The sequence below is a fragment of the Ruminococcus albus AD2013 genome (assembly GCF_000526775.1).
Lineage (GTDB): Bacteria > Bacillota > Clostridia > Oscillospirales > Ruminococcaceae > Hominimerdicola > Hominimerdicola alba_A.
This window is the reverse complement of record NZ_JAGS01000001.1, coordinates 1,108,914-1,120,786: the sequence shown is the minus strand read 5'-3', so window position 1 is coordinate 1,120,786 and position 11,873 is coordinate 1,108,914. Positions and strand designations below refer to the sequence as shown.

The following is an 11,873-nucleotide window of genomic DNA, read 5'->3' as shown; positions in this document are numbered from 1 at the left end:
ATATTGCCGCGCCTGTCATCGGACAGCGAAGCGAATCCGATGACTCGCAAACCGATGCCACAAAACAAAACCATCGACCTGCCCCACTCCGTACGCCACATACCGCCGAAACAACTTTAGTCAAAATAACCAAATCTCCCCGAACCCACTTGACAAACTAACAAATATGAGTTAAAATAACAGTGTTACGTAACACTGTTATCAAAAGGAGGACACACTATGTCGGAAAAGATCACAGATAATAAAGAGAGCCGCGAAAAGCTTGTAGAGTGCGCAAAAAGAGAGTTCCTTGAAAAGGGCTTTACGAAGGCTTCTCTCAGAAAAATATCCTCGGAGGCGGGGCTGACTACTGGTGCTGTATACTTCTTTTTCGGAGACAAAAACGGATTGTTTGAGGGCGTGGTGGGTGAAGCACTGGCTCGGCTGAATGCAGTACTTGAAAACCACTTCGCCCAAGATATAGAAGCCGACCTGCTGACATATGAGCATCACAGCGGTGACCACGATGATTTCAGCGAAGAACTCGTAAATGTCATCTATGACCACTACGATGAGATGACGATACTTCTCGACCGTTCGGCAGGGTCAAAGTACGAAAGATTCGTTGACAGCATTATCGATAAGCTGGACAGCTCATATATTGCCCTTGCGGAAAAGTACGCCGCCTGCGTACCGAACAAGCGGGTCAACAGAAAAATGCTTCACTGGCTGACCCATGTGCAGATAAACGCTTTCATACATATGATGCAGCACGAAAAAAAACAGAGACAGCGCTATGCATTTCATAAAGCCCGTTATGGATCTGCTGATAAAAGCGTGGATGGAGTATTCATTGGAAGACGATGTGTGACGTGATATTCTGCGGTTATCACGCATTATATCATATAATTTAGTTAGCTTATTCTAACTTTAGAAAGGGGAAACAAATATGTTTTTAGAGATACAAGACGTTAAAAAAAGCTACGGCAAGGACACAAGCTATATCCAGGTGCTGAAAGGTGTAAGCACACGGGTGGAAAAGGGGCAGATGTGCGTTATTCAGGGTACCAGCGGCTCGGGTAAATCCACGCTGTTAAACTGCATCGGCGGGCTGGATACTATGGATTCGGGGTCGGTCAGGGTCGACGGCAAGGAGATATTCGGTCTGCGCCCTGCTGAACTTTCGGACTACCGCCGCGACTATCTGGGATTTATTTTCCAGTTCTATAATCTTGTGCCTAACCTCACCGTAAGAGAGAATATACAGGTCTGCGGATATCTTACGGATTCTCCCCTTGATATGGAGGAACTGCTGGAAGTTCTGGGTCTGACAGAACATCAGAACAAGTTCCCCGCACAGCTTTCGGGCGGTCAGCAGCAGAGGTGCGCAATAGCCCGCGCCCTTATCAAAAACCCGAAACTTCTCCTTTGCGACGAACCTACAGGCGCTCTTGATTCAAAGACCTCCCGCGATATCCTGATACTTCTGGAGAAGATAAACAAAAAGTACGGCACTACAATGCTGATAGTCACACACAATAACTCCATAAAAAATATGGTGCATAAGGTCATCGTTATAAAGGACGGTCAGATCATAAAGGACTACGAAAATGAAAAGATAGTTCCCGCCGCCGAACTGGAGGACTTGTGATGAACAGAGTGCTTAAAAAGCGTCTGCCCCGCGATCTCATGGCAGGGATAGGGCGTTATACCGCCCTGATACTGGTCATCGCCATGGGTATTTTTCTCGTCCTCGGCATCGTCGGTTCTGCTGAAACAGTTCTGCACGGCACAGTCGAAAAGCGGGCTGAATTCAACACCGAGGACGGCTTCTTCACAGTGTTTCTGCCCCTTTCGGACAGTGAGTTCGATACCCTTGCCGAGGGCGGTACCTCGATACAGGCGGAGTTCTACACCGACCTTTCAGTTGATGAGGACACCGTGCTCAGAATGTTCAAAAACCGCGAAAATATCGATAAGATCATTCTCGATGAGGGCAGCCTTGCCGAAAAAGCAGGGGAGTGCGTTCTCGAAAAGCGCTATGCCGCAGAAAACAGCGTGAAGATCGGGGACAGCATAACAGCGGGCGGACACGGATTCACGGTCACGGGTATAGGTACTGTGCCCGATTACGATCAGCCGAAAGCAAAGTTTTCCGATACCGCTGTGCAATCGCGGTATTTCGGGCTTATTTTTGTCACGGATGATTGCTATGAGGATATCCGCGCCGAGGGTGGTCTTCCCGCAGAGGAGTATGTCTACGCCTACAAGCTGGGGGCTGATGTCACCGATGATGACCTGAAAGAGAAGATACGCGCTGTCAAGCTTGATCATATGAAAGTCGAGGATAAATATTTCCGTGAAACTATCGATGATATCCTCTCCGACCGACGCAGGATAGAGGACGGAGTCAACTCCCTGACTGATGGTACTGCCGAACTCAGTGACGGCATGACCGAACTGGATTCTCACAGCGCTGAACTTAAAACTGCTTCACAGCAGCTTGTTGATGCCTATTTTGCGCAGGCAAATGAAAAGCTGTCAGCGGCAGGAATGAAAGTCACACTGACGGAAGAAAACTACGCCGAAGAACTTGACGGGCTGATAAAGATATCAAAGTCAGAAGAACTGAAAAACCTGAAAGACAGCATTTCGGGTATAATCGCTTACCGTGACGGTCTTGCGGAGTTCACCGACGCTGTCCGCAAAGCAAAAGATGGTTCAGCCGAACTGAACAGCGGTGCGGGTGAACTGCGTGATGGAATTGACGAACTGCTTGATGCGGCTTTCGATATCGAGATCGGGAACCTTGTTTCCTTCGTTTCACGCGGCGATAACGAGCGCATAGAAGCCGCGGCAGACGATGTGATAATGGACAAGAACGCGGGTCTTGCGGCGGGAGTTATCGTCCTTATCCTTTTCGGCTACGTGATATCTGTTTTCGTGGTACACCGCGTTGAGAGCGAAGCCCCTGTCATCGGTGCGCTGTACGCTCTGGGTGTTAAGAAAAAAGACCTTCTGCGGCATTACATAGCTCTTCCGACTTTGATAGCATTCATCGGCGGAGTTATCGGCACAGCACTTGGATTTTCACCTATCGGCATCGGTATGCGGTTACAGACAAGCTATGGCTATTTCTCACTGCCCCGGTACGATATCTGCTATGCGCCCTATCTGCTTGTGTACGGGCTTGTACTGCCACCGATCATCTCGGCGATCGTCAACGCACTTGTGATAAACAGCAAACTTTCGAGGACTGCGCTTTCCCTCATCAAAAACGAACAGAGCGCTTCAAACTACCGCAGATTCAATATCAGGTCGAAAAACTTTATGACCCTGTTCCGTGTAAGGCAGATGGTGCGTGAACTGCGTTCGGCGTTGACGGTTATCCTCGGTATGCTGGTCTCCCTGATGGTGGTGATGCTGGGTCTTGACTGCGTGGTGATGTGTCAGGCAGTAAAGCATGACAACGTAGCCGATACACAGTACGGCTATATGTATCTCTATAAGTATCCCGAAAAGGAAGTCCCCGCAGGCGGAGAGAGCGCTTTCATCAAGACACTTTCCATTGACTCCACGGGTCATACCCTTGATGTGACGGTGATCGGTCTGAACGAGAATAGCAGGTACTTCGATGCTGACCCTGAAAAGGGCGTGAATAAGGCAGTTATCAACAACTCCCTTGTTCAGCGTTTCGGCTATGATATCGGCGACAGGGTGACTTTCACCGATGCGGCGGCTGACCGTGACTACACTTTCACCGTGACGGATATCGCGCAGTATTCCCCGGGGTTCACGATCTTTATGGATATAGGCTCCATGCGTGAACTTTTCGGCGAGGACGAAGACTACTTCAACGCTGTATATTCGGCAGATGAACTTGATATCGATGCGGGCAGACTATACAGCTTCACCACCGCGGCTGATATCGAAAAGAGTTCGGGCGTATTCACAGAGCAGATGAAGCCGCTGGTATACACTCTGCTGATCGCGGGAACGGTGATATTTGTCGTAGTGATGTACCTGATGATGGGCGTGATGATAGACCGCAGTTCCTTTGGTATCTCCCTTATGAAGATATTCGGCTACCGCCCGAAAGAGGTGCGCAGACTGTACTTGAACGGCAATCTTTTCATCGTATCCGTCGGCGGGCTGATATGCATACCGCTGGCGAAATTCCTGATGGACTGCATCTATCCGAGTTTTATACCGAATGTTGCCTGCTCAATGGTGCTGGATTTTCCGCCATATCTTTACCTGATACTGTACGCCGCAGTGCTTGCGGTATACTTTATCAGCACTGCTTTGCTGACAGGTAAGCTGAAACGGATAACCCCCGCCGAGGTGCTTAAAAACAGAGAATAGATTTACTTTCTTTTACCGCCGTCTTTCGCTTGTATGAACGAAAGACGGCGTGTTTATATTTACGTTTAATATTCTGAAAAATATTCATTGCAAAGGTATTCTTACAGTTATTTCCAACCCTTGCGCTGATGAGCTCAAATTGCGTAAACAGGCGTTTTTATTGCAACAGTTCATTTATAAAAAACCTGTTTTACGCTTAACTTTTGTTTTGTGCATAATGTCGAAATTTGTACATATTTTGTTTGCTATCTTGACGAATATTTTTCGTAATGTTATAATAGTATCGTTAGTGAAATTTTTATCATTTTTGCATATTTCACTGCTGTTCGGCACCGAAAAGAATTGTTGATCTTTCTTTGAGTTCCCTTGCAAAATCTTCCATTGAATGGGCTCTCGCATAGGATTCATAATCAGCGAGTTCCTGCTCGGTCAATTTGCCGTTTTCAGCCGATGAAGCTTTTGAAGATGGAGTATTTCCCGTTTTTACGGATTCTTCCGATATCCAGTTTTTCAGCTTTGCATAACAGCTTCGGTATTCTTTGCCCGATTGTTCGATGTAAGCGTCCATGCTTTCGATACATCTGTCGGTCATATCTCTGCCGAACCTGTCTGCAAGACGTTCGTATTCTTCACGGGATAAAGATACATTTTCAAATTCTCCGTACTTCTGTTTTTCGGGGGCGGGGGAGAGGTCGGGAAGATACTGCTTCTGCATTGCAGAATGCTGTATGTCTTCACCCTTTTCTTTATCTGTATCTTTATCTTTCTCTTCATCTTTTTCTTTATCGGTATTTTTGGTATCCTCTGGTATACTTTCGTATTTTTTGGTATCATCTTCGCTGTCCCAGCGTTTTGCGATGTTCTTCTGATTTCTGTCGCATACCTTTTTATAACGCTCGGCATCACGGCGAAGCTGATTTGACATTACCATGAAAGCGATCTTCATTGCGCCTTTCAGATCGGGCTCTTCACCTGTTCTTGTAAAGGCGAATATCTCACGGATAAGCTCGCCTCTCTCGGCATCGCTTTCCAGTGCGAGGAATATCTCTTCCCATTCCTTGTAAAGCATGAAGCTTTTGCTTTTGTTGTTAATACTGCTCATAGTTAATTACCTCCTTAGTATCGCGGTATGCACTCGCATACCTTTCACTATCAGGTAAAATTGCAGAAAAGTTGTACGTTTTTGTACAACTATTTCGGAAATAAGTCTAAATTTAATATAAAAACATATGTTTGCACAAAACCGCACATCATTCTTTGTTGCGGATAGATATATTTTGTGACGTAATTCTTCCATTAATTCCCAGTAATTTTTCGGCAGAAATTAAGTATCTCTGCCGATATCAGAGTGGTTCTATGGAAGAAAAAAGAAGGAGGCATTTTAATGGCTGTAAAGAAAAAAGCTATCATTATCCCTGTGGTGGTGGCAGTGCTGGCAGGCGGAGGACTCTATGCCTGCAATGCAATGACCAAAGCCGCCAATGAGAGCATGATGGCGAACTCAAAGTACACTGTTATCCCTGCAGGTCAGAACGACCTTTCAAAGGTGATATCCACCACGGGCAAGGTCATCGGCAACGGCACGGTTGACGTTACCACCAAGCTGAACTGTTCGGTGAGCAAAGTAAATGTCAGTCTTGGCGACATGGTCAAGGAGGGCGACCTGCTGTGCGAATTTGATTCCACCGAACTTCAGGAGGAATACGATGCGCTGAAAAAGCAGATGGACAATTCCGATAAAAAGGAGAAGTCCGACAGCAGCAGAAATCAGCGCGACCTTGATTCTGCTAAGGCAAAAAAAGAAACTGCTCTTGCAAGGGCACAGCGTGAGGTTGATAAGGCAGTCACCGCCCGTGACAACGCCTATGAAAAGTACAATAACCTCTGCAACGAGTATAATTCAGCTCTCGACCGCGGCGATGAGAACTACGATTACACCACCGTGTGGACTACTCTTGAAACACTGAAATCGGGGCTTTCTGCATACGATGACGCTGTTACCGCCGCTAACGACAGTTACAGCGACACCGAGAACCAGTGCAATGACACTATCCAGAAATTGCAGGACGTTATCGACGGTGAAGCCTTCGACAGCGGAAGTGACGATCAGAAGAAGCTTGATAAGCTTTCCGAACAGATAGAACAGTGCAAGGTGTACGCACCGCAGTCGGGCATAATAACCGTACTGAATGTTAACGAGGGAAGTGTTCCCTCAGCCCCCTCTATCATGACTATCGTAAACACCGATAAGACTGTTATCGAGCTGACTGTCAAGGAGACAGATATCACCAAGATTGCTGAGGGCATGAAAGCCAAGGTCACTTCAAAGGTCATCCCCGGCGAAGAGTTCTCCGCTTCCATCACACGTATTGTGAACGTGGTTTCCACCGAGACTACTGCTGATGGTGTAGAAACGGGTTATAAGGTTGAAGTCACTCTCGATGAGACCAACGATCAGCTTCTGATAGGTATGTCGGCTTCCGTAGATGTTACCATCGATGAGGTAGGCGAAAAGCTCAGTGTGCCTTATTCGGGCATAATCGAAGAGGACGGCGCTGAATACGTATACGTTGCCGAGCCTGCCAACGATGATGAAGGCGGCTACATAGCCAGGAAGAAAAAGGTGGTGAAGGGCGCGGAAAGCGACTTCTATGTTGAGGTGAAGAGCGGTGAAGTCAAGAGCGGCGACCTTATCATAGAGGATCCCGAGGGCGGCGATCTGCCCGAAGTGAGTGACGGAGCGAGGGTGCAGGTAAATGAAAAGAAAAAGTGACCCTGTTATCCATATGGAATCCGTGACCAAGAAGTACTACGTGGGTGAACCAAATGAACTCCAGATACTTTTCGATATCGGACTTGACATCTATGAGGGTGAGTTCGTATCCATAGTCGGGGCTTCGGGTTCGGGCAAAAGTACGCTGATGAATATTATAGGTCTTCTCGACAGACAGACCGAGGGCGAATACGACCTTAACGGAACTTCTACCAAGACCCTTGACGACAAACAGCTTTCCCGCATAAGGAACAAGGAGATAGGTTTCGTGTTCCAGAATTTCAATCTTATACCCAAGATCACCGCTCTGAAAAATGTGGAGATGCCCATGATGTATGCGGGCGTATCCCAGAAGAAGCGTACCGAAAGAGCGTTGGAACTCATCGAGCTTGTCGGTATGAGCGACAGATACACCCATGACCCAGCAAGACTTTCGGGCGGACAGAAACAGCGTGTTGCGATCGCAAGGGCAATGGCGAATGATCCTTCGATAATACTAGCGGACGAACCTACTGGCGCACTTGATACCAAGACGGGCAGAATGGTAATGGACTTGTTCCATAAACTACATGAGGAAGAGGGCAAGACGATAGTTCTCATTACCCACAGCCCCGAACTTGCCTCCGAATGTCAGCGCATGATAACCATCAGCGACGGCAGGATAATCAGTGACGATTATAAAAAGGAGGTGTTCGGGTGAACTTCCTTGAAAGCATAAAAATGGCGTTTGCTTCACTGGCGATAAACAAACTGCGTTCATTCCTGACGATGCTTGGTATCATAATCGGTATCAGCGCGGTTATAACCATCACCACCATAGGCAACTCCATCTCAAAGACACTGAGTTCGACCTTCGACCAGATAGGTGAAGTAAAGCTGACGATCTATCCCGAGATAAGGGAGGATTACAACGGCAGGGTTATGGAAGATGACGATACCCTCACCCTTGAAATGGTGCAGGATCTGATATCACAGCACCCCGGAGAACTTACATACAGCTGTAACGAACTTTACGGCGGTGCGGACATAGTCAACCTGAAAGGCGAAAGCTTCAAAGCGATAATGATAGGCGTATCAGGCGACTACTTTGATCCCCCCCAGTTCAAGAAACAGATAGTTCAGGGCAGAGCACCAAGCAATGCCGATAACGAGGGTATGAAACATACCTGTATCGTATCGGACTATTTCTGCGAGCAGTACTTTGGTACCACAGAAAACGTGCTGGGCAAGACGATCCGCTTCGAGATGATGAAAGAAGCTAACATCAATCTTACCATCGTCGGAGTAATGGAGTATACCGAGCTTGAAAAAAATTCGCTGAAGATTAATACTGCAAAATCAAAACTGGATGTCAAGACTTATGTTTACTTCCCCTATAACACGATGCTGAGCGCAAAGGGGGTCTCACCGAGAGAAACAAAGCTGAGTTCGGCACAGATAGGCTGGACAGGTGACTGTGATTCGGAGACTGCAAAGGAGTATATCAAAGATTACTTTGAGCCTATCTACCGCAACAACGAGATATGGTATTTAGAGATATACGATCAGCAGGAAGAGATGGGCATGATAACCACAGTGCTGAACGTTATCACCATTGCCATTTCCGTTATAGCGGCGATATCCCTGATAGTCGGCGGCGTGGGCGTTATGAACATAATGCTTGTCAGCATACTTGAACGTACACGTGAGATAGGTGTCAGAAAAGCACTGGGTGCTTTGAATGGCGATATCAGGAGTCAGTTCGTGATCGAAGCAGTTATCATATGCCTGACGGGCGGTGCGATAGGCGTACTGATAGGTGTACTGAACGGCATACTGCTGAGCAAGGTTGCTGCATTCCTGCTGAACTCATTTGCGGCAGAGTATGCGGAGTACATCAACCTGAGTGTACAGCCATCTATACCTGCGATAATCATATCTCTGGTATTCTCTATGCTGACGGGACTTATATTTGGTTACTATCCTGCAAAGAGAGCGGGCAACATGAATCCTATCGATGCACTAAGGTATGAGTAATTCATAATTCATAATTCATAATTCATAATTGTTGGCAGGGAACTCGCGTAGTGGGGGTAAGTATGCCAAGGAAAAGAGCTTTGGCTCAAGCCTTTCGCGAAAGGCTTGCGGGAGTTTGAGGGCAGAGCCCTCAACTCAAGGCGCAAAACCAAAATACAAAGCGAACTATAAAAGCACAGCAAACTCACGCCCCCTGTCAAAAAAAAGCGCGGCAATAACGAAATTGTACGAGCGTGTACCAAACCATACGACACGCACAAAATTTCCGCGTAAAAATTATTGCCGCGCATACCGTCAAACAGCGAAGCGTCTTTGACGGCTCGACCCGCAAGGGGCGACAGGTCAACCGCAGTACAAAAGTCTGCCAACGGATACCAAACGATACCAAAGCATACCACCGTATAAACCCGTAAAGCGGCATGACCGACAGACAGTACCAAACACACAGACCATAGCAAATGAAATACAGTCCGCAAAAGGGACTAACGAACCGGAACCATAAAAGCTGCCGTCCCTGCATGAGTGGACGGCAGTTTGTTCATAAAAAGGAGGAAGAACAATGGCACAGATATTTTTGGATAACATCACCGATGAAGAAGTTAAAGGCTCGGTGTGCGAATTGCAGAGCATCACTCCCGATGAAGTGAAAGATTACGATGTGGTAGTCGTAGGCGCAGGCGCGGCAGGAGTTCCCGCAGCTTGTAAAGCAGCAGAGCTTGGCGCTAAGGTTGCACTTCTGCAAAAAGAATCAGGAGCTGTATCTCAGGGCAACTGCGGCTCGGCTATAATCAAGTCGCGCTCCACCGAGGCAGGTATCGCAAAGTGGATACACCATACAAACAGCCTTTGCAGTTGGCGTGCCGATACAAAACTTCTCCGCGCTTATGCTGAACATTCCGAGGAAGCTATGATGTGGTTCCTGAACAGGGCAGGTCTGACAAAGGAAACAGAGTACGGTGACGGAAGCAAAGTGGACGATAATAAGCGTTCTGCCGAACTTCTCAACGACGGCAACGGACTTTTTGCTTTCATCAGTACCAGCGGTGATTTCACAGGTCACTGGCAGGACAGGGAAAATTCCTATGAATACGGCGATGACCACTGCTATTTCTGGGCACCCTGGGTCGGACCCAAGCCAAAGAACGTGGGTCATGCACTTAGGAATATAATCGATAACGTTCAGAAAACAGGCGTGGCTCTTGATGTATTCTACCATACGCCCGCAGTGCAGGTAGTCCGTGAAAATGACAGGGTGTGCGCTGTTATCGCAAAGAACGCAGAGGGCAAGTATGTGCGCTTCAACGCGAAAAAGGGCGTTATCCTCGCAACCGGTGATTATACCAATAATCCCGCCATGGTGAAAAGATGGTGCCCCGATATCGCCGAGTTCGATAAAAAACAGTTCGGCAAAACAGGCGACGGTCATATCCTTGCTATGTCAGCAGGGGCGCAGATGGAACCTCTCGGTCACACAAAAATGATGCACGATTTCGACTCCGCACTGATGTTTGAAGAGCCATTCCTCTACCTGAACATGGAGGGAGAAAGATTTACAAACGAGTACACGGGATTTGTATATATGGGAAATATCCTGCGTTCACAGCCCGCATATAAAGGTTCGATGCTTGACGCCGAACACAGAGAGAAAGGCTCAAAGGGCTGGTACTGCACCATATACGACAGCACCTATATGGAATGGCCTGACGATGAGTTCGTAAGCGGAAAAGTTCCGCCTGCTGTGATGGAAAAGTTCATACCCGGTGCGGTAGAAAATCCTCAGGGCGTATTCAGAAACCTCATCGACCTTCACAGATGCGATACTCTGGAAGAACTTGCAAAGGAACTGGATATTCCTTTCGATAAGCTGAAAGCTTCCGTTGACCGCTATAACGAGCTTTGCGAAAAGGGCGTGGATACGGACTTCGGCAAGCCTGCGAAGTATATGCACAAGATAGAGAAAGCGCCTTTCTGGGGTGCGAGAAAGCATATCCGTGTTTCTGCGGAAGTTTCGGGGGTTGTAACAGACGAATATGCGAGAGCACTGGACGCTGAGGGCAAGCCGATAGCAGGACTTTACTGTGTGGGAAATCTGGGCGGACAGTTCTATGGCGGAGCTGATTATCCTTTCCATCAGACAGGACTTTCACTGGGCAAGTGCTATACCTTTGGTATCATTGCGGCAAAACACGTTGTTAATTCATAATTGCCCTCGGCCGGGCGGGCCGATTCCGCCTATTTATGGTTTTGTGAGAGCGGTACAATTGCAAAACGGCGGGTCAGCACTTTGTGAGAAACCAGCCAAGGAGATGAGCTTTGGGTCAAGCCTTTCGCGAAAGGCTTGCGGAGAGCTCGAGAGGCAGAGCCTCTCGGTCAAGGCGCAAAACCAACGTGGCAACAAAGCAATAAATAGCAAAGCAAACTTCCAACCAAATAAGGCGAGGCAATAAGAGTATTCAGAGCGTGGACAAACAAACGTCCACGCTCTTTCTATACGCGTAAAATTATTGCCTCGCCCGCCGTCAAACAGCGTAGCGCCTTTGATGGCTCGACCCGAGGAACGAGGGGCGACACTTCTTGTCCGTAAACAAATTCCGCACCCACCTACAAACATCGAAACCACGGACGATACTGCCGCTGTTATCCGATTTCTCGCCCGAGGGACTAACTCGTTTAGTGGTTGCGACGTCGCAATCGGATCATGCTCGAACTGACATAGAAGGGGCGACACTCGTCAGCAATA

The 11,873-nt window shown here is 47.8% G+C and carries 8 protein-coding genes; 7 read left to right on the top strand and 1 reads right to left on the bottom strand.

Annotated elements, in window-relative coordinates; all coding sequences use genetic code 11:
• The first annotated feature begins 219 nt into the window (after window positions 1-219).
• From N773_RS19730 to N773_RS0105055, 3 genes are all read left to right on the top strand, one after another.
• Complete coding sequence (locus tag N773_RS19730) at window positions 220-855, top strand: TetR/AcrR family transcriptional regulator (protein WP_242840353.1); 636 nt, start codon at window positions 220-222, stop codon at window positions 853-855.
• Window positions 856-928: 73 nt separating this feature from the next.
• Window positions 929-1,630, top strand: a complete 702-nt coding sequence (locus tag N773_RS0105060) for an ABC transporter ATP-binding protein (RefSeq protein ID WP_024856778.1) — start codon at window positions 929-931, stop codon at window positions 1,628-1,630.
• Window positions 1,630-4,344 carry an FtsX-like permease family protein gene (locus N773_RS0105055; RefSeq protein WP_024856777.1) on the top strand — a complete coding sequence of 905 codons (2,715 nt, stop codon included), beginning with the start codon at window positions 1,630-1,632 and terminating at the stop codon, window positions 4,342-4,344. Before N773_RS0105060 ends, N773_RS0105055 begins: the two co-directional genes overlap by 1 nt.
• Window positions 4,345-4,660: 316 nt before the next feature.
• Here the strand turns inward: N773_RS0105055 and N773_RS0105050 are convergent, their stop codons facing one another.
• Window positions 4,661-5,446, bottom strand: a complete 786-nt coding sequence (locus N773_RS0105050; RefSeq protein WP_024856776.1) for a DUF6291 domain-containing protein — start codon at window positions 5,444-5,446, stop codon at window positions 4,661-4,663.
• A 282-nt stretch (window positions 5,447-5,728) separates the two neighbouring features.
• On the opposite strand from N773_RS0105050, the gene N773_RS0105045 reads away from it, so the two are divergent.
• The 4 genes from N773_RS0105045 to N773_RS0105030 all read left to right on the top strand — a co-directional run bounded on the left by N773_RS0105045 (window position 5,729) and on the right by N773_RS0105030 (window position 11,336).
• On the top strand, window positions 5,729-7,117 hold the full coding sequence (locus tag N773_RS0105045; RefSeq protein ID WP_024856775.1) for an efflux RND transporter periplasmic adaptor subunit: 1,389 nt from the start codon (window positions 5,729-5,731) through the stop codon (window positions 7,115-7,117).
• Window positions 7,101-7,817, top strand: a complete 717-nt coding sequence (locus N773_RS0105040) for an ABC transporter ATP-binding protein (RefSeq protein WP_024856774.1) — start codon at window positions 7,101-7,103, stop codon at window positions 7,815-7,817. Before N773_RS0105045 ends, N773_RS0105040 begins: the two co-directional genes overlap by 17 nt.
• Window positions 7,814-9,133, top strand: coding sequence for an ABC transporter permease (locus N773_RS0105035; RefSeq protein WP_024856773.1), 1,320 nt, complete (start codon window positions 7,814-7,816; stop codon window positions 9,131-9,133). Before N773_RS0105040 ends, N773_RS0105035 begins: the two co-directional genes overlap by 4 nt.
• Window positions 9,134-9,692: 559 nt before the next feature.
• A complete protein-coding gene (locus N773_RS0105030; protein ID WP_024856772.1) occupies window positions 9,693-11,336 on the top strand; it encodes an FAD-dependent oxidoreductase in 1,644 nt (547 codons plus the stop codon).
• Window positions 11,337-11,873 lie beyond the last annotated feature (537 nt).

Bases quoted from the DNA above. Each gene is read 5' to 3' on its own strand.
- N773_RS19730 (WP_242840353.1), top strand. From the start codon at position 220: ATGTCGGAAAAGATCACAGATAATAAAGAGAGCCGCGAAAAGCTTGTA.
- N773_RS0105060 (WP_024856778.1), top strand. From the start codon at position 929: ATGTTTTTAGAGATACAAGACGTTAAAAAAAGCTACGGCAAGGACACA.
- N773_RS0105055 (WP_024856777.1), top strand. From the start codon at position 1,630: ATGAACAGAGTGCTTAAAAAGCGTCTGCCCCGCGATCTCATGGCAGGG.
- N773_RS0105050 (WP_024856776.1), bottom strand. From the start codon at position 5,446: ATGAGCAGTATTAACAACAAAAGCAAAAGCTTCATGCTTTACAAGGAA.
- N773_RS0105045 (WP_024856775.1), top strand. From the start codon at position 5,729: ATGGCTGTAAAGAAAAAAGCTATCATTATCCCTGTGGTGGTGGCAGTG.
- N773_RS0105040 (WP_024856774.1), top strand. From the start codon at position 7,101: ATGAAAAGAAAAAGTGACCCTGTTATCCATATGGAATCCGTGACCAAG.
- N773_RS0105030 (WP_024856772.1), top strand. From the start codon at position 9,693: ATGGCACAGATATTTTTGGATAACATCACCGATGAAGAAGTTAAAGGC.